This is a genomic window from Bradyrhizobium niftali (assembly GCF_004571025.1).
In the GTDB taxonomy this organism is placed as follows: domain Bacteria; phylum Pseudomonadota; class Alphaproteobacteria; order Rhizobiales; family Xanthobacteraceae; genus Bradyrhizobium; species Bradyrhizobium niftali.
The window spans coordinates 92,796-112,869 of record NZ_SPQT01000004.1 but is presented as its reverse complement, the minus strand read 5'-3'; the positions used below and the strand labels follow the sequence as shown (position 1 = coordinate 112,869).

Genomic DNA, 20,074 nt, shown 5'->3' with positions numbered 1-20,074 from the left:
CGGAAGAGATCTAGAGGCGGAAGAGCAGGCGCGCACGCTCGCAACGGCCTTCGCCGCGACGCCGGCCTGGCGGATTTCACCAGCCCGGCTTCCTCTGCCGTGGTCGTCAGTACGTCGTCGTGTTGGGCAGGCAAGGCGGCCGCTTGTAGGGCGCCGTGGCATACGCGCCCTCCGCCGGAGCCCTGACGCAGTAGTCGGCCGTCGCCTCGGTTGTCGCGCGCGGTGGGGCGACGTGGCGCGCGGATGCGGCCTGGGTTTGGGTGACGGCGGCGGCGATCAGGGCGGCCGCAACAAGGGTCAGTCGGGTCATTGGCTTTCTCCGGGTGACAAACGGAAGCCGAGCTGTTTCGGCTTCCACTGTGCAAGACCCGAAAGCTAGCAGAGATATTTCATCACGCGCCTTCAACGGAACGCGACTGCGCTTCAACCAAACGCGACCCGCATTTGAACACGCGCTATCCCAGTTGAAACACCGCCACCTTCTGCTCGTAGCCGCGCACCTCGACTTCGCCGAGCGCGACGGCATCGTTGCCGTCATCGCCGAGCGCCTCGCGCACGGACGCCGAGATCAGGAGCTGCGAGCCGAACTCCTTGTTCAGCGCCTCCAGCCGCGAGGCGAAGTTCACGGTGTCGCCGATCACGGTGTATTCCTTGCGCCGGGGCGAGCCGATATTGCCGGCGACGACCTCGCCGAAATGGATGCCGATGCCGATCCGCAGCGGCCAGCTCGTCTGCGCGTTGATGTGGTCCATCGCGGTCAGCATCTCGCGGCCTGCGGCGACCGCGCGGTGCGCAGCGTCGGAGGCCTCCAGCGGCGCGCCGAACAGCGCGAGGAAGCCGTCGCCGAGAAACTTGTTCACGATGCCGCCTTGGCGATCGAGGATGTCGACCAGCACGGCGAAGGCGCCGTCGAGCCGGTCGACCACCTCCTGCGGGGTGCGCGACTGCGCCCCGGCGGTGAAGCCACGGAAATCGACGAACATCACGGCGACGTGGCGGAGGTCGCGGGCGGCGCTCGTCCCCTCCGCCATCAGCCGCTCCACCACCTGTGGCGAGACATGCTGGCCGAACAGGTTCGTCACCCGGTCGCGCGCGGTGGCAGCCGCGATGCTCGCGGCAAATTGCCGCCGCAGCTGCGCGCCGACGGAGCCGGCGAGCACGCCGCAGACCAGAATGACCGTGCTGCGCACGGCGTGGAAGTAGATCAGGGGTTCACCGGCCTCGCTGGCCGAATTGAAATACAGCGCGACGGCCAGGAGTTCGGCTGCGGCCACAAATCCCGTGAAGGTGGACAGCCAGAAATCGAGCCGCAGCGTCGAAAGAATGACGAAGATGAAATAGACCAGGGGCAGCACGAAACCGAGCGCCTGGCTCGCACCCATGCTGCGGATCTGCAGGATCAGGATGATCGTCGGCAGCGACGTTTCGATAAAGGCGCCGATATAGCGCCTGATCACCGGCAGGTCGCGATCGAGCTTGAGGTTTCGCCTGATCTGGCTGTGGACCCAGGCCTCGAAGAGGATGAAGCCTCCCAAGAGGATGTATTCGCGGACGAGGCCCTCGGTCCCGCGCCAGACCCGGTTCACCAGAGCGGGGTCGATCAGGAAGGTTGAGGTGAGGAACAAGATCATGACGCAGCCGGTGATGATCAGTGTCCGCACCCGCAACAGCTCGGTGCGCAGCACTTCCCGCGTCAGCTCGCGCTCGAAATCCTCCGACAAGGCGGCGTGCTGCCGCGCCTTCCTGCTCGCAAACCTGACCATCCCATCCCCCAGTCATTCCGGGGCGCGCGCAGCGTGAACCCGGAATCTCGAGATTCCGGGTTCGCACTTCGTGCGCCCCGGAATGACATCAAGGGACAGTTTGCCTCAATCCAGCGTGCGGCGGAAGCGCGTCACGGCGATGGTCATGGCGATCAGCATCAGGACCGCCAGCGCCAGCGCGTCATAGCGCAAATTCTCCATGGTCGCGCCCTTCAGCATGATGGCGCGGACGATGCGCAAATAATGGGTCAGCGGCAGGCCCTCGCCGACATATTGCGCCCAGGCCGGCATGCCCGCGAACGGGAACATGAAGCCGGACAGGAGGATGCTCGGCAGGAAGAACATCATCGACATCTGCATCGCCTGGAGCTGGTTCTGCACCAAGGTCGAGATCGTGTAGCCGATCGACAGGTTGGTGGTGATGAAAAGCGTCGACAGCAGCGCCAGCAGGAACAGATTGCCGAACACGGGCACGCCGAACAGGCCGACGCCGATGCTGATGATCAGGAAGGCCTGGACGAAGCCGACCAGCACGTAAGGGATGATCTTGCCGAACATCACCTCGACCGGCTTGATCGGCATCGACAGCAGGCTCTCCATGGTGCCGCGCTCGACCTCGCGCGTGACCGAGAGCGCGGTGAAGATCAGCATGGTCATGGTGAGGATGGTGCCGACGAGACCCGGCACGATGTTGAGGCTTGACGCTGCGGCCGGATTGTAGCGCGCATGCGCCCGGATCTCGAACGGCATCTCCGGGGGATCGCCGATATAGAGATCATGCTTGAGCGCGGTCTGCACGACCATGCCGAGCGAGCCGATCGCCGAGCTCGCCGCAACGGGATCGGTGGCATCGGCCGCGACCAGCAGCGCCGGCCTGTCGCCGCGCCGCACCGCGCGCTCGAAGCCGCGCGGAATCTCGACGCCGAACAGGACCTTGCCCGATTTCAGCAGATTGTCGAAATCCTCGACGTCGTGCACCTCGTAGAGGAAGCGGAAATAGGCGGTGTTCTCCAGCGCCTTCAGGATCGAGCGGGCGAGATCGGAGTCCTCCTGGAGCAGCACGGCGCTCGGCAGATGGTGCGGCGTGGTGTTGATGGCGTAGCCGAACAGCATGAGCTGCATCACCGGCAGCATCACGATCATCGCGAACGAGACGCGATCGCGCCTCAGCTGGATGAACTCCTTGATCAGCATCGCATAGGAGCGCCGCAGGAAGCCGAAGCGCTCGCGGATTTCGTGTGCGGGAGCCGGATGATCGACGGCGCTCATTGGAAATTGTCCTTGGACCGGCTCATCAGTTCGATGAACACGTCTTCCAGCGAGGGATGCGACTTCTGCCAGTGCAGGCCGCTTCGCTCGCGCCACGGTGCGATGCTGGCTTCGAGCGCGGCAACGTCGCGCCCCGAGACGTGCAGCGAGGTGCCGAACGGCGCCACCATGTCCACGCCGGGCTTGCCGGTGAGCGCAGCCGCGAGCTCGTTGAGGTCCTCGCCGGTCACAGTGTAGGTCGAGAGCGCGGATTTCGCGATCACCTCCTCCACCGTGCCGTGCGCGAGCAGATGGCCGTAGGCGATGTAGGCGATCTCGTGACAGCGTTCGGCTTCGTCCATGTAGTGGGTCGAGACCAGCACGGTGAGGCCGTCGGCGGCGAGCGCATGGATCTCGTTCCAGAAATCGCGCCGTGCCTTGGGATCGACACCCGCCGTCGGCTCGTCGAGCAGCAGCAGCTTCGGACTGGGCAGCGTGCAGGCACCTAGCGCCAGCCGCTGCTTCCAGCCGCCGGACAGCTCGCCGGCAAGCTGCTCCTCGCGCCCCGAGAGCCCGAGCCGCTTGACCATGTCACGCGCCGCGCCGCGTGCATCGGCAAGGCCATAGAGCCGCGCGACGAATTCGAGGTTCTCGCGCACCGACAGGTCCTGGTAGAGGCTGAAGCGCTGGGTCATGTAGCCGACCTGGCGCTTGATCTTTTCGGCATCGCGCCGGATGTCGTAGCCGAGGCAGGTGCCCTCGCCGCTGTCGGGCGTCAGCAGGCCGCAGAGGATGCGGATGGTGGTGGTCTTGCCCGAGCCGTTGGGACCGAGGAAGCCGTAGATCGAGCCGCGCTTCACCTGCATCGACAGATCGTGCACGACCTCGCGGCCGCCGAACGACTTCGTCAGGCCCTTGACGTCGATTGCGATGCCGTTGCCGCCGTTCATCGCTTGTCCGCAATCGGAGTTTTTGGATTGAGATAGACGTCGATCGGCTGCCCGACGCGCAACGCATCGGGGCGCGAGGGCCGCGCCTGGATCAGGTAAACGAGCTTGTTGCGCTCATCGAGGCTGTAGATCACCGGCGGGGTGTATTCGGCCGAGGTCGCGATGAAATAGATCTTGGCGGTCAGGTCGGCGGCGCAATTGTCGCAGCCGATCCGGACCGTGTCGCCGATCGCAAGCTTGGGCAGCTCGGTCTCCGGTACGAAGAAGCGCAGCTTCATGTTGCCGGGCGGCATGATCGAGAGCACCGGCCGCTGCGCCGCCACCATCTCGCCCTCGCGGAAATAGATCTGCTGGATGGTGCCGGCGACCGGCGCAAAGCCCCTGCGCCGCGCCATCCGCGTCTCCGACGTCGCTACCCGCGCTTCCGCCACGCGCAAGGCGGACACCGCGGAATCGAGATTGGCCTGCGTGCCCGAACCGGTCTTGTTCAGCGAGGCCGCACGGTCATAGGTCTGCTGCGCGTTGGCGAGCGTCGCCTTGTTCTGGTTGAGATCGGCAAGCTGGAGATCGTCGTCGATGGAATAGAGGGCGTCGCCGACCTTGACCTCGTCGCCCTCGCGGACGCTCAGCTTCGTCACCCGGCCCGCCTCATCCGGGCTGACGAAGATCATGTCGGCCTCGACCCAGCCCTGGAAGCCGGGATCGCGCTTCTCGTTGCAAGCCGCCAGCGCGGTTGCGAGCACCAGAACCGCGATCGAACAGAGGCGCGGCAGATACCCCTGTCGACCCCTCACCCTGAGGAGCCGCGAAGCGGCGTCTCGAAGGGCGAGGAGCCACAGCGGGGCCTGCATCCTTCGAGACGCGCGTTCCGCGCTCCTCAGGATGAGGTGAGAGATGGTTCGCGACGACCTCATGTCGTCCTCCGTTCGCCAAAAATCAAATCGAGATGGACGCGCAGCATGTCCCGCGCGTCGAGCGGCGCGTGCCGCTCAAACAGGCTCTGCCAGATCACCGCGATCATCGCGGGCGCGATCAGGATCTGCGGATAGCGCGCAAGGTCCTTCTCGCGGATCTCGCCGCGGGCGATGCCGAGTTCGATCAGCGCGCGCATGGCGGCGACCCCGCGCGAGACCACCTCGCGATAGTAGAAGTCGGCGACGGAGGGAAAGCGCGGCCCCTCCGCCACGATCAGGCGCACGAGATCGCCGCGCCTGGTGCCGATCACCTCCTTGAGGAAGTTGCCGGCGAAGGCTTCGATGAGGTCGCGCACCGAGCCCACGGGCGGCGGCAGCGTCGTCAGCCGCGCCACCACAGGCACGATCACGACGCGCACCAGCTCCTCGAACATCGATTCCTTGTCCTTGAAGTGCAGGTAGATCGTGCCCTTCGCGACGCCGGCCCGCCTCGCAATGTCGTCGAGCCGCGTCGCGGCAAAGCCGCGCGCAATGAACTCCTCCATGGCCGCCTCCACGATCGCCGCACGCCGCTCCGCCGCGCGTGTGGCACGGTTCGAGGCGGGCGCGGCTTCGGGCATGTGGCTTCCGGAATGGACCACAGATGCCGAGGCGGCTTTGGAGGGCTTCTTTGTCATTCATTATTCATGACTGACTGGTCAGTCATAGTCAATCGAAGAGTCGGACCCGGACAGCCAAATTAAATTAGCATTGACTAATGCATTAGCCTTCGCTAATTTATCGGCATGATCGAAGCCGCCCCAAACCCCGTCACCACCGTGATGCGCGCCCTCGCCGATCCGACCCGCCGAGCCGTGTTCGAGCGCGTCTTCGAGAGTAAGGAGATCAGCGTTGCCGAACTGACGCGCGGCAGTGGCGTGACGCAAGGTGCGATCTCGCAGCACCTGAAGTCGCTGAAGCAGGCCGGCCTCGTTGCCGAGCGCGCGGAGGGCCGCAACGTCTACTACCGCGCCGCGCCGCAAGGACTCGAGCCGCTGGTGACCTGGATGGATCATTACGGCGTCTTCTGGCGCGAGCGCTTCCAGAACCTGCGTGACCTCTTGAAGGAGATCGATTCGTGAGTGCTGCCGAGTTGAAAGCTGAAACAAAGGACATCGTCATCGACGAGGTGTTCCCTCACGTGCCGGAGACGATCTGGAAGGCGTTGACCAGCGCGCAGCTGATCGCGCGCTGGCTGATGCCGCCGACCGGCTTCGAGGCCGTCGAAGGCAAGGCCTTCACGTTCCAGACCAAACCGGGTGGCGACTGGGACGGCGTCATTCATTGCCGCGTTCTGGAGGTCGTGGCCAACAGGCGCCTCGTCTACGCCTGGAAGGGCGGCGACGAGCGCAACACCGGCTATGGCGCACCGCTCGACACCGTCGTGACCTGGTCCCTCACCCCGGTCGAGGCGGGCACGCGGATCCAGCTGATTCATGCGGGCTTCGTGCTGCCCAGGAACGAGAGTGCCTACACGATCATGAACGGCGGCTGGAAGAAGGTCGTCCGACAGCTCGACGAAATCAGCGGCGAAGACAAGTAAGGAGTCATCACGATGGACAAGCCCTATACCGGCGGCTGCGCCTGCGGCGCGATCCGCTATTCGATCACCAGTGAGCCCATCTTCAGTAATCACTGCCAGTGCCGGGACTGCCAGCGGGAAAGCGGCAGCGGCCACGGCTCCTACGCGACCTTCGCGCGCGCCGGCGTCACGCTGAGCGGCGAGGCGAAGCATTGGGACATGGTCGGCGACAGCGGCAATGTGAAGACGCGCGGCTTCTGCTCCCAGTGTGGCTTGCCTGTTTACCTGACCTTTGCCGCCATGCCCGACATCTTCACCATCCGCGCCGCAAGCCTCGACGAGCCCGCCCGCTACAAGCCGCAGGCGGTGACCTACGGAGCGCGCGGGCATGGCTGGGATCATCTCGACCCAGGCCTGCCGAAATTCGAAAAGATGCCGCCCGGGTGAGGCACTAGCCAAAGTCCAGCACCATGCGGCCGTCGATCTTGCCGGCCTTCATCCGGTCGAAGACGTTGTTGATCTCTGCGAGCGGCACCTTCGTCACCTCGGCCTTGACCTTGCCGTCCGCGGCGAACGCGATGGCTTCGTCGAGGTCGCGGCGGGTGCCGACGATGGAGCCGCGCACGGTGATGCGCTTGAGCACGACGTCGAAGATCGGCGTCGGGAATTCGCCCGGCGGCAGGCCGACGAGGCTGACGGTGCCCTTCCGCCGCACCATCTTCAGTGCCTGGGCAAAGGCGGCGGTCGAGACCGCCGTCACCAGCACGCCGTGCGCCCCTCCGCCGGTTGTCGCCAACACCTTGTCCACGGCATCGTCCGCGAGCGCGTTGACCGCGAGGTCGGCGCCGGTCTCGCGGGCGAGCTTGAGCTTGTCCTCGGCGATATCGACGGCCGCGACCTTGAGCCCCATCGCCTTGGCATACTGGACCGCGACATGGCCGAGCCCGCCGACACCCGAGATCACGACCCACTCGCCGGGCTTTGCCTCCGTCTCCTTCAAGCCCTTGTAGGTGGTGACGCCGGCGCACAGGATCGGCGCGACGCCGGCAAAATCGATCGTCGCCGGCAGTTTGGCGGCAAAGGCGGCCGAGGCGATGACATATTCGGCAAAACCGCCGTTCACGCTGTAGCCCGTGTTGTGCTGGTGCTCGCACAGCGTCTCCCAGCCGGTCTCGCAATATTCGCAGGACATGCAGGCGTCGTGCAGCCAGGCGACGCCGACGGCATCGCCCACCTTCAGATTTTTCACGCCGGATCCGAGCGCGGCGACGATGCCGGCAACCTCGTGGCCGGGAATGAAGGGCGGAACCGGCTTCACCGGCCAGTCGCCGGAGGCGGCGTGCAGATCGGTGTGGCAGACGCCGCAGGCCTTCACCTTGACCAGAACCTCGCCGGGGCCGGGCTGCGGCACCGGCACGTCCTCGATCACCAGCGGCTTGCCGAATTGTCTGACGATTGCGGCTTTCATGGTCGGCATCGGTCTGCTCCCTTGCATTGCGCGGAGCAGACTAGCGAGGCCGCAAGGCTCCCTCTTGATTGGAATCAAACCGCACAAAGTTTGCGCAAGCGCTCGCGCCATCGTGACATCGCGATGACGATGCGGCGCGAGGCGCGGGGACGTGTCAGCTATGGAACTTGAGGCCGTCGACGATCTTGTCGATCACCTTGCGCTCGGCGCGAACAGCGATGCCGACGAGGTTGAGATCGGCACGCGGCACCGCCTTCACCACCTCGCGATTGGCGGCATCATGCGTGGTCTTGAACATGTCCTCGGTATAGACCGCCGGCACCACGTTGCGGGTGAGCGCACGGTCGAGCGCGCGCGACAGCGCCGGACCGTCGGCGCCGTAGATCAGGATCGGCTGGCCGATCAGCGCGTGATATTTCGTGCCCGAGGCATCCTCATAGGGCTCACCGATGCATTCGGAAAAAGCCGCGGCGATGCCGCTGGTGAGAAAAGCCGCCACGTTGAGCTTCTGCCAGGCCTGAAGATCGGAGCGGATTACGACGGCGATCTTGGTGTCGAACTGCATGCATGTCTCCAAAGAATCGTCATTTCGGGATGCGCCGTCAGGCGCGGACCCGGAATCTGGAGATTATCGCACGAGATTCCGGGGTCGTCGCTGCGCGACGCCCCGGAATGACGGAGGAGAATTCAACCCTTCGCATCGCAGGCCCAGGCGCGGATCACGCATTCCTTGCCGCCGTACTTGTAGCATTCGCGCGTGGCGGCATTGAGCGAGGCGGAGATCTTCGGCTTGACGGCATAACCATACGCACCGCAGGGGTTGGCGAGGTCGACCGACATCGCAGCGCAGGCGCGCTTCATCGTCACCGTCGTGCAATCGCCCTTGCACTGCTTCTGCGCCACGGCGCGGGCCTCGTGCTCGGCGCCGTAATCGAAAGCCTGGCCATCGGCACCGCACTTGCCGACCGCAAACGCGCCGGCGGCATGTGCATCCGTGATGTGGCGAGCGCCCGCGACACAAACAGACAACGCAAAGAAAAACATCGCGCAACGGCGCGCGACGACATTCGAAGCCATGGAAAAACCCCTCCCCCCAAGGCAGGTGCGGAGGACTCTAAGCCGCGGTCGTTTCCAGATGGTGAACGGGTGGTTGAAATCGGAGCCTTGGGAGGTGCCGTAGGGTGGATTAGCGAAGCGTAATCCACCAACTTCGTTCCGCTATCGCTGAAGCTGAAGCATGGTGGGTTACGCTGCGCTAACCCACCCTACAAGAGTCACTATCCGCGTCGTGCCGCTTCCAGCGCCTGCGGCGTGTCGATGTCGAGGAAGGCGCTCTCGCCGTCGACGGGCACTTCGGCGACCGCCTCGGTGTGCTTGGCGATCAGGTGACGCGCGCCGACGTCGCCGTCGAGGGTCATCAATTCCCTGAAGAAGCGGCGCGACCACAGCACGGGATTGCCGCGGCGGCCTTCGCTGACGGGCACGACGATCAGATTGCCGCGGTCCGGTGCGAAGCTGTCGATGAGACGGTCGATCAGGCCGGCATCGATCAGCGGCATGTCGCCGAGGCAAACCACGGCGCCGTCGCAAGCCTCAGACACGGCCGCGATCCCGGCCTTGACCGAGCTCGCGATGCCGCCGGCGAAATCCGGATTCCTGGCGAACCTCACGTTCAGGCCTTGCAGCGCCTGCTCGACCAGCTCGGTCTGATGGCCGGTGACGACGATCACCTCGGATGCCTTCGAAGCCAGCGCCTGCTCCGTCGCGATCCGCACCAGCTTCTTGCCGTCGAGCTCGGCGAGCAGCTTGTTCGGTCCGCCCATGCGGGTCGAGCGGCCCGCCGCGAGCACGATGGCCGCGACCCGGCTGTTGCCCTCGATCTCCGGCGTCGCGCGCGGCTGCGGCCGCGTCACGATCTCCATCAGGAGCCCGCCGACGCCCATGCCCATCAGCTCGGCGCGCGTCACCTTGATGCCGGCAAGCAGCCGCATCAGCACCCAGTCAAACCCGTTCTCGACCGGCGAGCGCGCGCAGCCCGGCGCGCCCAGCACCGGCACGCCGCCGGCGCGGGCGATCAGCAAGAGGTTGCCGGGATCGACCGGCATGCCGAAATGCTCGATCTCGCCGCCGATGCCCGTGACGGCCGCGGGGATCACGTCGCGACGGTCGGCGATCGCGGAGGCGCCGAACACGATGACCAGCTCGGCGCCAAGTCCGAGCAATTCCTTGATCGCGGCCGACAGCGCATGCTCGTCATGCTGGACGCGCCGCTCGGCGATGATGCTGGCGCCGGCCGGCGCCAGGCGCTCGGCGGTGACGCGCAGCGTCTTGTCGATCACCTTGGAGGACAGGCCCGGCAGCAGCGTCGAGACCACGCCGACGCGCTGGATGACGTAGGGGGCGATCTTCAGGACGTCCCTGCCGGCGGCCTTCACCGCGGCATCGCGCAAGGCGCCCTCGACGCCGAACGGGATGATCTTGACGGTGCCGACCATCTCGCCCTCGACCACCGGCTTGTAGGCGGTGAGCGTCGCAAAGGTGATGGCCTCGTCGATATTGTTGATGCGGTCGACGGCGGCGCGGTCGATCACCAGCACGCCCGGGCGCGTGGCGAACAGGTTGGCGCGGCCGGTGAAGGCGCGCTCGACATGGATGCCCTCGCCGCCCACCGCAAGCGCGATGCTGGCGGCTGCGACGTCCTCGGAGACGTCGCCCTCCTCCATCCGCACCACCACGACGTCCTTGATGCCGGCGCGCTCCAGCGCCTCGACCTCGGCAGGGCCGATCGTCGTGCCCTTCTTCAGCACCAGCGGTCCCTGGCGCAGGGTGTGGACGGTCACCCCGCCGATCGCATCCCTGGGGCTCGCCGGGCCGAATTTCATGCCGCTTCTTCTTTTTCTTTGGGTGGCAGCCGAAGCACCGCCGTGATCTCGGCCATGATCGACACCGCGATCTCCGACGGCGAGACGGCACCGATCGCAAGGCCAATGGGCGCGTGGATGCGCGCGATGTCGCTGTCCTTGGCGCCCTGCGCCCGCAACCGGTCGCCGCGCTTGGCATGGGTTTTCCGCGAGCCGAGCGCGCCAATATAGAAGCAGCCGCGCTCGAAGGCGTGCAGCAGCGCGGGATCGTCGATCTTGGGATCGTGTGTCACCGCGACGAACGCCGTGTAGGCATCGACGTCGAGCGGCGGCAGCGCGGTGTCGGGCCATTCGGCCACCAGCGGAATGTCGGGGAAGCGCTCTGCGCTTGCAAAGGCCGTGCGCGGATCGACGACGGTGACGTCGTAGCCGAGCGAGCGCGCCAGCGGCGCCAGCGCCTGGCTGATATGGACCGCGCCGACGATGACGAGCTTTGCGGTCGGCGCGTAGACGTTGAGGAAGAGCTTCTTGCCGCCGACCTCGACATTGGCGCTCTTGCCCATGCGAAGCTGTTTTTCGAGCTCGACGCGCAGCGGATCCTTGGCAAAATCATTCGCCTTGACCAGGCGCTGCTCACCGCTCTCGGTGTCCGTCACCAAAATCGCGGGACGGCGCGCGGCGCGCTCGGCATTGAGTTCGTGCAAAATCGCGAGCTTCACGGCTAGCTGACCTTCTCGACGAAGACGCGGATGGTGCCGCCGCAGGACAGCCCGACATTCCAGGCGGTCTCGTCGGCAACGCCGAATTCCAGCATCTTCGGCTTGCCGCTCTCGATCACGTCCATGGCCTCGGTGACCACGGCACCCTCGACGCAGCCGCCGGAGACGGAGCCTAAGAACGTGCCCTCGTCGTTGATGACGAGGCTCGAGCCCGCCGGGCGCGGCGCCGAGCCCCAGGTCTCCACCACGGTGGCGAGCGCGACACCACGGCCGGCCTTCTGCCAGTCCTCCGCCGCCTTCAGAATGTCCTCGTCGCGATCGAGCATGGGGTAACCTCTCAAGCTGCGGAACGGATCAGGCTGCGGTGATGCGGCGGCAGCGGCCGGGAGAGCGTCGTGATCAGCTCCTGGATCGAACTCAAATTATGTACCGGGCGGAATTCGTCAACGTGCGGGAGCATCATTTTGATGCCCTGCGCCTTGGCCTCGAAGCCGCCGAAGCGCAGCAGCGGGTTGAGCCAGATCAGCCGCCGGCAGGAGCGGTGCAGCCGGTCCATCTCGAAGGCGAGCCTGGAATCGGCCTCCCGCTCCAGCCCGTCGGAGATCAGGAGCACGATGGCGCCCTGGCTCAGGACGCGGCGCGCCCACAATTTGTTGAAGTTGTGCAGCGAGGCCGAGATCCGCGTGCCGCCGGCCCAGTCCTCGACCGAGGCCGAACAGCTCGCCAGCGCCTCGTCGGGATCGCGCTGGCGCAACGCGCGGGTGACGTTGGTGAGGCGGGTGCCGAACAGGAACACCGAGACGCGCTTGCGCGCATCGCCGATGGCATGGAGGAAATGCAGGAACAGGCGGGTGTATTCGTTCATCGAGCCCGAGATGTCGAGCAGCGCGACGATCGGCGCCGGCTTCTCGATCCGCCCGAGCCGATGGATGTCGATGATGTCGCCACCGGTGCGCAATGACGCACGCAGCGTGCGGCGCAGGTCGAGGCGCAGGCCTCGGGAATCGGGCCGGTGCCGGCGCGTCAGCAGTTCGGCCTGCGGCAGCCGCATCCGCTCGACGGCGTGCAGGGCCTCGGAGATCTCCGCCGCGCTCATCTGCGCAAAATCCTTCTTCTGAAGGATTTCCTTGTCGGACACCGACAGGCGCAGATCCTGCTCCTGGTGCTGCGGCGTCTCCGTCATGCGCGGCTGCGACATCGCTTCCTGCACGCGCCGCGCGCCGGCCTGCGGCTTCTTCTTGGCCTGATCCGGCAGCGGCACCGAATCCAGCATGTGCTTCCACTCCTCCGAGGCGCGGAAGAACAGGTTGAAGGCCTGCTTGAAGATCAGCGCATGCTCGTGGCGCTTGACGAAGATCGCCTCCAGCGTGGTGAAGACGTCGGCCCGGTTGCCGATGTCGATCACCTCAAGCGCGTTCATGGCATCGATCACCGCACCCGGCCCGACCGGCATGCCCGCCGCGCGCAGCGCGCGGGCGAAGCCGACGATGTTGTCGGCAAACTGCTCGGTCTGCTCGGGTGCCAGGTGGTTAATGGCCATGGGTCCACACTCTCAGCCGTCATTCCGGGGCGCACCTCTTTGGCGCGAGCCCGGAATCCATTCATCCACTAACTCTGCGGCCCGATGGATTCCGGGTTCGCGCTACGCGCGCCCCGGAAATGCCGGGCGCAATTTGCCGCGAGATCAATCCTCGCTCGTCGCTTCCTTCAGCACCTTCTGCAGGGTGTCGCCCTGCATCCGGGTGATGTCGTCCTGGTACTTGAGCAGCGCGCCCAGCGTGTCGCCGACCACCTGCGGGGTCAGCGATCGGGCGTCGAGCTCGGACAGCGCGGTGGCCCAGTCGATGGTCTCGGCGACGCCCGGGGACTTGTAGAAATCCTGGTTGCGCAGCGCCTGGACGAAGCGCACGACCTGCTGCGACAGCTTTGCCGAGATTCCGGGCACGCGCGTCTTGACGATCGCAAGCTCGCGCTCGGCGGCGGGATAATCCACCCAGTGATAGAGGCAGCGCCGCTTCAGCGCGTCGTGGATCTCGCGGGTACGGTTGGAAGTGATGATGACGATCGGCGGATGCGGCGCCTTCACGGTGCCGAATTCGGGGATCGTCACCTGGAAGTCGCTGAGGATTTCCAGGAGATAGGCCTCAAACGCCTCGTCGGCGCGGTCGAGCTCGTCGATCAGGAGCACCGGCGGTCCGGCAACGTCGGGCTCCAGCGCCTGGAGCAGCGGCCGCTTGATCATGTAGCGGTCGGCGAAGATGTCGCTCGACAGTTGATCGCGATCGGTGTCGCCGGCGGCTTCCGCCATCCGGATCGCGATCATCTGCGCGGCGCTGTTCCACTCGTAGACCGCCGAGGAGACGTCGAGGCCTTCGTAGCACTGCAGACGGATCAGCTTCCGCCCCAGCGCCGCGGACAGCACTTTTGCGATCTCGGTCTTGCCGACGCCGGCCTCGCCTTCGAGAAACAGCGGCCGCCCCATGCGCAGCGACAGGTAGGTCACCGTCGCCAGCGATCGCTCCGCGAGGTAACCGCGCGACGTGAGGAGTTCGAGCATCGCATCGACCGATGCCGGGAGGGCCGCTGAAGTCATGAAAGGGCCAGTCTCGTTTACGCCCTCACCGGGGCAAGTCGTTGGGCCAGTTGGTGAGGCCCATCATTCTTTGGCATTGGCGGCGTCGACGGCCCGCCGCGTCAGCACCCCGATGAGGTGCGCGCGGTATTCGGCACTGCCGTGGATGTCGCTGTTGAGACCCTCGGCCGGCACCTCGATGCCGTCGAGCGCCTTCGCCGAGAAGCGCTTCTTCAGGGCTTCCTCGAACGCGGTGACGCGGAACACGCCTTCGGAGCCGGCGCCGGTGACGGCAACGCGCACGTCCGAAGGACGCCGCGCCACGAACACGCCGACCAGCGCGTAACGCGAGGCCTGGTTGCGGAATTTGACGTAGGCGGCCTTCTTCGGCAGCGGGAACATCACCTTGGTGATGATCTCGTCGGCCTCGAGCGCCGTCGTGAACAGCCCCTGGAAATACTCTTCGGCCTTGAGGCGGCGCTTGTTGGTGACGATGGTGGCGCCGAGCGCCAGCACCGCAGCCGGATAGTCCGCGGTCGGATCGTTGTTGGCGAGCGAGCCGCCGATCGTGCCCTTGTGGCGTACGGCGGGATCGCCGATTCCGCCGGCAAGGCTCGCGAGCGCCGGGATCGCTTCCCCGACGATGGCGGAGGTCGCGACCTCAGCGTGTCTGGCGGTGGCGCCGATCACCAGCGAGCGGCCCTTCATCTCGATCGTGTTGAGCCCCTCGATGTGGGAGAGGTCGACCAGAAGCGGCGGGCTGGCGAGGCGCTGCTTCATGACGGGAATCAGCGTGTGACCGCCGGCGATCACCTTGGCGTCTTCGTTCTTCACCAGGAGGTTGGCGGCCTGCCGGACCGTCCCGGGGCGATGATATTTGAATTCGTACATCTGAATGTCCTGATCGCGGGATGTGCGCGTGTCGATTTAGGCGAGGTCGGATTTCGCCATCGCCTTGGCGCCGGCGGAGATCGAGGTGACGATGTTCTGGTAGCCGGTGCAGCGGCAGAGATTGCCTTCCAGCTCCTCGCGGATGGTGTGGTCGTCGACCTCGTGCCCCTTGCGATGGACGATGTCGATCGCGGTCATGATCATGCCGGGCGTGCAGAAGCCGCACTGCAGGCCATGGTGCTCGCGGAAGGCTTCCTGCATCGGATGCAGCGGCGCACCGTCGGCGGCCAGCCCCTCGATCGTCTTGACCTCGTGGCCGTCGGCCATCACGGCGAGCGTGGTGCAGGACTTCACGGCCTTGCCGTCGAGATGCACGACGCAGGCGCCGCACTGCGAGGTGTCGCAGCCGACATGGGTACCGGTCAGCCGCAGATTCTCGCGCAGGAACTGCACCAGAAGCGTGCGGGGATCGACGTTGGCCGTCACAGGATTGCCGTTCACGATGAGGGAGATTTTTGCCATAAGCACTCTCTATCAGCGCCCCGACGGGTCCCGTCGAAGCGGTTCTTATAATTATTCCAACCCATCATATGGGCCATTATGCCCCGGGGCAACATCACCCCGGACGCAAGGCGCCATGCCGAAAGGCGATAGCCTTCAGCCCTGTACCGCCTTGGCGAAGTTCGCGAAAAACTCGTCGGCCAGCTTCTTGGCGGCGCCGTTGATGAGGCGCTGTCCGAGCTGCGCCAACTTGCCGCCGATCTGCGCCTCGACGTCGTAGGAGAGCAGCGTGCCGCCGTCCTTCTCCGCGAGCTTGACCACGGCGCCGCCCTTGGCGAAGCCGGCCACCCCGCCCTCGCCTTCGCCGGAGATCTTGTAGCCGTTCGGCGGGTCGAGATCGGAGAGCGTCACCTTGCCCTTGAAGCGCGCCGACACCGGGCCGACCTTCATTTTGGCCGTGGCGCGAAAGCCGCCGTCGTCGGTCTTCTCCAGCTCCTCGCAGCCGGGGATGCAGGCCTTCAGCACCTCGGGATCGTTGAGCTTGGCCCACACGGCCTCGCGCGGCGCCGCAAGCTGGACTTCGCCGTTCATCGTCATGGCCATGGGGTGCCTCCCGGGATCGTGCAACTATAATGCTGTTCAAGTAACGCACGGGGACCGCAAAGGAAAGGGCGGCCTCCGGTCACGTGCAATGCATATTCGCAACTGCAAAAAATCTTGTGCGGTCGGTTTTGGATTGGCACAGGCGAGCCATGATGGTTAGGTCCCGCGCAACATGAGCACAGCCCTCTCCCCCCTGCTCGCGCCGATGCTGTCGAGCACCGCCATGCGCGCCGTCTGCGACGACCGCTCCACCCTTCAGAACATGCTCGATTTCGAGGCAGCCCTCGCCCGGGCCGAGGCCGCGACCGGCGTGATTCCCGCGGCCGCCGTGGGCCCGATCGAAGCAGCATGCAAGGCGGAGTCCTTCGACCCTGCTGCCCTGGCAGAGGCCGCGACGCGATCGGGCAATTTGGCCATTCCTCTGGTCAAGGCGCTGACCGCCAATGTCGCCAAGGCCGATGCGGAGGCCGCCCGCTACGTGCATTGGGGCGCAACCAGCCAGGACGTCATCGACACCGCGACCATGCTCGCACTGCGTGCCGGCATCGATGCACTCGACGCCGACCTCAGCCGTGCCATCAAGGGCTTTGCCGCACTGGCGCGTAATCATCGCAACACCGCCATGGTGGCGCGGACCTGGCTCCAGCATGCGTTGCCGATGCCGTTCGGGCTCAAGGCCGCCGAATATGCGGCAAGCCTTGCCCGCGCCCGCTGCCGCCTCAGGCGGCTCTCCCGCGAGGGCCTCGCGCTGCAATTCGGCGGCGCGGCCGGCACGCTCGCGGCCCTCGGCGACAAGGGGCTCGTCGTTGCGGAGCGACTGGCGCGGAAGCTCAACCTGCCGCTGCCGGAAGCGCCCTGGCACACCCATCGCGACCGCATCGCGGAAGCCGCATCGGCTCTTGCGATTCTCGCCGGCAGCTGCGGCAAGATCGCGCGCGACGTCTCGCTGATGATGCAGACCGATGTCGCCGAGGCGTTCGAGCCGGCCGGCGAAGGCCGCGGCGGCTCCTCGACCATGCCGCACAAGCGCAATCCGGTCGCGGCCGCAAGCGCGCTGGGCTGTGCGACCATGGCCCCGCAGCTCGCCGCGACGATTTTTGCCGCGCAGGTGCAGGACCACGAGCGCAGCGCCGGCCCCTGGCACGCGGAATGGCCGACGCTGCCGCAACTGATGCTGGTCACCTCGGGCGCGCTCGCCGCCATCGTCGATATCGCCGAGGGCCTCGACGTCGACGCGGCACGCATGCGCAGCAACCTCGATGCGACGCACGGGCTGATCATGGCCGAGGCGGTCACCTTCGCGCTGGCCGAGACCATCGGCAAGAGCGATGCGCATCATCTCATCGAGGCCGCGAGCAAGCGCGCGGTCGCCGAGAAGAAGCATCTGCGCGAGGTGCTGTCAGGCGATTCGCAGGTCACCGCGCATCTTTCGCCGGAAAAAATTGCGGCATTGTTCGAGCCGATGGCCTATCAAGGGGCTTCCCAAGCCCTGATCGACCGGCTGCTCGACAGCCTCGACCGAGACTAATTGTTTGAGCATGATCTGTTCGGAAAACCGCTCCACACGTTTCCGGATCATGCTCCTGAACGGAGACGCCGCATGCCCATGATCGATGCCGACGGTTGCCTGATCAACGTCTCCGTCGAGGGCCGCGACGGCGGGCCGACCCTGATGCTGTCCAATTCGCTCGGCTGCACGCTTCAGATGTGGGAGCCGCAGATGAAGGCGCTGACGCAGGTCTTCCGCGTCATCCGCTATGACCGCCGCGGCCACGGCAAGTCGAACGTTCCTCCCGGCCCCTATACGATGGAGCGCTTCGGCCGCGACGTGCTGGCAATCCTCGACGATCTCAACATCGAGAAGGTGCATTGGTGCGGCCTGTCGATGGGCGGCATGGTCGGGCAATGGCTGGGCGCGAATGCGCCGGAACGCTTCGGCAAGCTGATCCTCGCCAACACCTCCTGCTACTACGCCGAGCCGACCAAATGGCTGGAACGCATCGATGCAGTGAAGAAGGGCGGCATCGCGGCGGTGGCCGATGCCGTGATCGCGGGCTGGCTCACCCAGGATTTCCGCGAGCGCGAGCCCGACATCACCGCCCGGATGAAGGCGATGCTGCTCGCCTCCCCCGTCGAGGGCTATCTCGCCTGCTGCGAGGCGCTGTCGACGCTCGACCAACGTGAGCTGCTGCCAAAGATCAAGAGCCCGACGCTGGTGATCGCCGGCCGCCACGACATGGCGACGCCGATATCCGCGGGCGAACTGATCCGCTCAAATATTCCCGGCGCGAGCATGACCATCATCGACGCCGCCCATATTTCCAATGTCGAGCAGCCCCACGCGTTCACCGATGCGGTGGTGGGGTTCCTGACGCAGCGTTGATCTCACAGCTCGTCATTGCGAGCGCAGCGAAGCAATCCAGCTGCCTCCGCGGAAAGATTCTGGATTGCTTCGCTGCGCTCGCAACGACGGAGAGGAGGATACCATGGACGACCAGAAGCGCCGCGATGCCGGCATGAATGTGCGCCGCAAAGTGCTGGGCAATGCCTGGGTCGACAAGTCGATCGCGGGTCGCAATGCCTTCAACACCGATTTCCAGGACCTGATCACCCGCTACGCCTGGGGCGAGATCTGGACGCGGCCGCATTTCGACGAGCGCACCCGGCGGGTGCTTGTGATCGGCACCATGGTCGCGCTCGGGCAATGGGACGAATTCCGCCTGCATGTGCGTGCGGCACTCGCCGAAGGTGGCTTCACCCCCGACGACATCAAGGAAATTCTGCTCCAGCAGGCGATCTATTGCGGCGTGCCGGCGGCGAACCACGCCGTCAAGGAAGCCTCAGCGATTGTGCAGGAGCTCGGCCTGCTCAAGACCTAGCGGCGCGGCGGCCTCGACGGCCTTTGGCGCCGCCACGGGCCGCTCGATCACCATCACGATCGCAGCTCCCAGCAGCAGCAAGAGCTCGGTGGCGTGCAGCCGGAGCGCGGCCATCTCGCCGACCTTCGAGGCCATGACCATGCTCGCAAACGAGATCAGGCTGCCTATCGCCAGCGCAATGCCGAGCGCCTCGTCACTGCCGCCAGTCCTGCGGACGCGGGGAATGCACAGCAGCACGAGGTAGATCGCGAAGAACGCCACCACGGTCAGCCGTCCCAGTGCCAGCAGCCAGGCCGCGCGCACCGTGTCCATCCCCGCCATCTGGAGATGGTCGCTGAGGAACAGCGCCACCGCGACGCTCGGCCGCTCGTAGAGGCCGTGCACCGGTGCCACCATGATGTTGAAGGCAACCAGCGTCCAGGCCGAGATGAAATAGGCCGCCAGCAGCGCGCCGTTGACCGAGTCGATCCGCCAGTTCCTGAACATGCCGCTTCCCGCTTCGCCTGCCACGCAGCCTTCAATGGGAAGGCTTTGCCGGGGAGCTAACTCGCATCAGTCTGTGGCGGCAATTTAAACCCTTTGTTTACCTTAACCGCCCGGCGGCCGGCGCCCTAAACAAAAAGGCCCCGCCTTTCGGCGGGGCCCGTCCTCACTCACTCCTGCTCACTCGCAACTGCTCACACAACTGCTCACTCCTGGGCTCCCAACTAGTCGTCCTGACCGTGCTGGCCACCCAGCTGGCCGGGCCGATTACCCTGGCGCACCGGGTCATTCTGCTGCTGCTGTCCGGGTTTCTGCCCGCCGCCCTGCTGCTGCCCTGGCTGGTGACCTGGCTGCTGACTTGGGCGCTGCTGACCGGGGTTCTGAGTCTGCTGACCCGGATTCTGGTTCTGCTGCTTCGTCATCGAGGGGGAACTCCCTTGTTGGACGTCAGAGGGAAAGTAACAACGGTCCCTGGATTTGGTTGCCGTGCGGAACCCGGTTCCTCGCAGCTGCGGAACCGGGGAGATGACGTCCGTCACCAAATGAGTTCTGTACAAGCCCTTATGCCTAGGCCTGCACTGTTGCGGCCGCCAGTTCCCTCCTGTTACAAAACGAGAAGAATGCTCAAGGGCTGCCGGGGCCCGAGAAGAAACTCAATCAC

25 protein-coding genes are annotated in these 20,074 nt (G+C 65.7%); 6 read left to right on the top strand and 19 right to left on the bottom strand.

What is annotated here, in order from left to right:
• Positions 1 to 106: 106 nt before the first annotated feature.
• From E4K65_RS11230 to E4K65_RS11205, 6 genes are all read right to left on the bottom strand, one after another.
• Entirely contained in the window at positions 107 to 310 is a 204-nt protein-coding gene (locus tag E4K65_RS11230) for a hypothetical protein (RefSeq protein ID WP_135174215.1), read from the bottom strand.
• 145 nt (positions 311 to 455) lie between these two features.
• Positions 456 to 1,763, bottom strand: a complete 1,308-nt coding sequence (locus E4K65_RS11225) for an adenylate/guanylate cyclase domain-containing protein (protein ID WP_135174214.1) — start codon at positions 1,761 to 1,763, stop codon at positions 456 to 458.
• A gap of 105 nt (positions 1,764 to 1,868) precedes the next feature.
• Positions 1,869 to 3,032: an ABC transporter permease gene (locus E4K65_RS11220; protein ID WP_135174213.1), complete on the bottom strand. Its 1,164-nt coding sequence runs from the start codon at positions 3,030 to 3,032 to the stop codon at positions 1,869 to 1,871.
• Positions 3,029 to 3,961, bottom strand: a complete 933-nt coding sequence (locus tag E4K65_RS11215; protein WP_135174212.1) for an ABC transporter ATP-binding protein — start codon at positions 3,959 to 3,961, stop codon at positions 3,029 to 3,031. Before E4K65_RS11215 ends, E4K65_RS11220 begins: the two co-directional genes overlap by 4 nt.
• The gene (locus E4K65_RS11210; RefSeq protein WP_235885579.1) at positions 3,958 to 4,875 is read right to left on the bottom strand and encodes an HlyD family secretion protein; all 918 of its coding nucleotides are present in this window, start codon (positions 4,873 to 4,875) and stop codon (positions 3,958 to 3,960) included. The genes E4K65_RS11215 and E4K65_RS11210 overlap by 4 nt, the downstream gene beginning before the upstream one ends.
• Positions 4,872 to 5,552, bottom strand: coding sequence for a TetR/AcrR family transcriptional regulator (locus tag E4K65_RS11205; protein WP_135174211.1), 681 nt, complete (start codon positions 5,550 to 5,552; stop codon positions 4,872 to 4,874). Before E4K65_RS11205 ends, E4K65_RS11210 begins: the two co-directional genes overlap by 4 nt.
• 108 nt (positions 5,553 to 5,660) lie before the next feature.
• Between E4K65_RS11205 and E4K65_RS11200 the strand changes: the two genes are divergently transcribed.
• The 3 genes from E4K65_RS11200 to E4K65_RS11190 are packed head-to-tail and all read left to right on the top strand — an operon-like array spanning position 5,661 to position 6,883.
• Positions 5,661 to 5,996 carry an ArsR/SmtB family transcription factor gene (locus E4K65_RS11200; RefSeq protein ID WP_027548708.1) on the top strand — a complete coding sequence of 112 codons (336 nt, stop codon included), beginning with the start codon at positions 5,661 to 5,663 and terminating at the stop codon, positions 5,994 to 5,996.
• On the top strand, positions 5,993 to 6,457 hold the full coding sequence (locus E4K65_RS11195; RefSeq protein WP_135174210.1) for an SRPBCC family protein: 465 nt from the start codon (positions 5,993 to 5,995) through the stop codon (positions 6,455 to 6,457). Before E4K65_RS11200 ends, E4K65_RS11195 begins: the two co-directional genes overlap by 4 nt.
• 12 nt (positions 6,458 to 6,469) lie before the next feature.
• Positions 6,470 to 6,883: a GFA family protein gene (locus tag E4K65_RS11190; RefSeq protein WP_135174209.1), complete on the top strand. Its 414-nt coding sequence runs from the start codon at positions 6,470 to 6,472 to the stop codon at positions 6,881 to 6,883.
• A gap of 4 nt (positions 6,884 to 6,887) precedes the next feature.
• On the opposite strand, the gene adhP is transcribed toward E4K65_RS11190, so the two are convergent.
• The 11 genes from adhP to E4K65_RS11135 all read right to left on the bottom strand — a co-directional run bounded on the left by adhP (position 6,888) and on the right by E4K65_RS11135 (position 16,051).
• Entirely contained in the window at positions 6,888 to 7,913 is a 1,026-nt protein-coding gene (adhP, locus tag E4K65_RS11185) for an alcohol dehydrogenase AdhP (RefSeq protein WP_135174208.1), read from the bottom strand.
• Positions 7,914 to 8,058: 145 nt separating this feature from the next.
• Entirely contained in the window at positions 8,059 to 8,469 is a 411-nt protein-coding gene (locus tag E4K65_RS11180; RefSeq protein ID WP_167770724.1) for a DUF2000 family protein, read from the bottom strand.
• 122 nt (positions 8,470 to 8,591) lie between these two features.
• Positions 8,592 to 8,981, bottom strand: coding sequence for a DUF4189 domain-containing protein (locus E4K65_RS11175; protein ID WP_135174206.1), 390 nt, complete (start codon positions 8,979 to 8,981; stop codon positions 8,592 to 8,594).
• 200 nt (positions 8,982 to 9,181) lie between these two features.
• Complete coding sequence (locus tag E4K65_RS11170; RefSeq protein WP_135174205.1) at positions 9,182 to 10,786, bottom strand: NTP transferase domain-containing protein; 1,605 nt, start codon at positions 10,784 to 10,786, stop codon at positions 9,182 to 9,184.
• A complete protein-coding gene (locus E4K65_RS11165; protein ID WP_135174204.1) occupies positions 10,783 to 11,484 on the bottom strand; it encodes an XdhC family protein in 702 nt (233 codons plus the stop codon). The genes E4K65_RS11170 and E4K65_RS11165 overlap by 4 nt, the downstream gene beginning before the upstream one ends.
• 2 nt (positions 11,485 to 11,486) lie before the next feature.
• Positions 11,487 to 11,810 (bottom strand): XdhC family protein, encoded by a 324-nt coding sequence (locus tag E4K65_RS11160; RefSeq protein WP_135174203.1) that lies wholly within the window; start codon positions 11,808 to 11,810, stop codon positions 11,487 to 11,489.
• Between the two features lie 11 nt (positions 11,811 to 11,821).
• Entirely contained in the window at positions 11,822 to 13,024 is a 1,203-nt protein-coding gene (locus E4K65_RS11155) for a vWA domain-containing protein (protein ID WP_135174202.1), read from the bottom strand.
• 144 nt (positions 13,025 to 13,168) lie between these two features.
• A complete protein-coding gene (locus tag E4K65_RS11150) occupies positions 13,169 to 14,077 on the bottom strand; it encodes an AAA family ATPase (protein WP_135174201.1) in 909 nt (302 codons plus the stop codon).
• Positions 14,078 to 14,140: 63 nt separating this feature from the next.
• Positions 14,141 to 14,947 (bottom strand): FAD binding domain-containing protein, encoded by an 807-nt coding sequence (locus tag E4K65_RS11145; RefSeq protein ID WP_135174200.1) that lies wholly within the window; start codon positions 14,945 to 14,947, stop codon positions 14,141 to 14,143.
• Positions 14,948 to 14,983: 36 nt separating this feature from the next.
• Positions 14,984 to 15,469 carry a (2Fe-2S)-binding protein gene (locus E4K65_RS11140; RefSeq protein WP_027548697.1) on the bottom strand — a complete coding sequence of 162 codons (486 nt, stop codon included), beginning with the start codon at positions 15,467 to 15,469 and terminating at the stop codon, positions 14,984 to 14,986.
• 135 nt (positions 15,470 to 15,604) lie between these two features.
• Positions 15,605 to 16,051, bottom strand: a complete 447-nt coding sequence (locus tag E4K65_RS11135; protein ID WP_011088412.1) for an SRPBCC family protein — start codon at positions 16,049 to 16,051, stop codon at positions 15,605 to 15,607.
• A gap of 172 nt (positions 16,052 to 16,223) precedes the next feature.
• Here E4K65_RS11135 and E4K65_RS11130 point away from each other — a divergent pair, with 172 nt between their 5' ends.
• The 3 genes from E4K65_RS11130 to E4K65_RS11120 all read left to right on the top strand — a co-directional run bounded on the left by E4K65_RS11130 (position 16,224) and on the right by E4K65_RS11120 (position 18,930).
• Complete coding sequence (locus tag E4K65_RS11130) at positions 16,224 to 17,579, top strand: 3-carboxy-cis,cis-muconate cycloisomerase (protein WP_135174199.1); 1,356 nt, start codon at positions 16,224 to 16,226, stop codon at positions 17,577 to 17,579.
• 72 nt (positions 17,580 to 17,651) lie between these two features.
• Entirely contained in the window at positions 17,652 to 18,434 is a 783-nt protein-coding gene (gene pcaD / locus E4K65_RS11125) for a 3-oxoadipate enol-lactonase (protein ID WP_135174198.1), read from the top strand.
• Positions 18,435 to 18,537: 103 nt separating this feature from the next.
• Entirely contained in the window at positions 18,538 to 18,930 is a 393-nt protein-coding gene (locus tag E4K65_RS11120; protein ID WP_027548693.1) for a carboxymuconolactone decarboxylase family protein, read from the top strand.
• Here the strand turns inward: E4K65_RS11120 and E4K65_RS11115 are convergent.
• A complete protein-coding gene (locus E4K65_RS11115; protein WP_135174197.1) occupies positions 18,892 to 19,416 on the bottom strand; it encodes a hypothetical protein in 525 nt (174 codons plus the stop codon). The two genes, E4K65_RS11120 and E4K65_RS11115, sit on opposite strands and share 39 nt — an antisense overlap.
• A 221-nt stretch (positions 19,417 to 19,637) precedes the next feature.
• Positions 19,638 to 19,835 (bottom strand): hypothetical protein, encoded by a 198-nt coding sequence (locus E4K65_RS47120; protein WP_167770723.1) that lies wholly within the window; start codon positions 19,833 to 19,835, stop codon positions 19,638 to 19,640.
• Between the last annotated feature and the right edge of the window lie 239 nt (positions 19,836 to 20,074).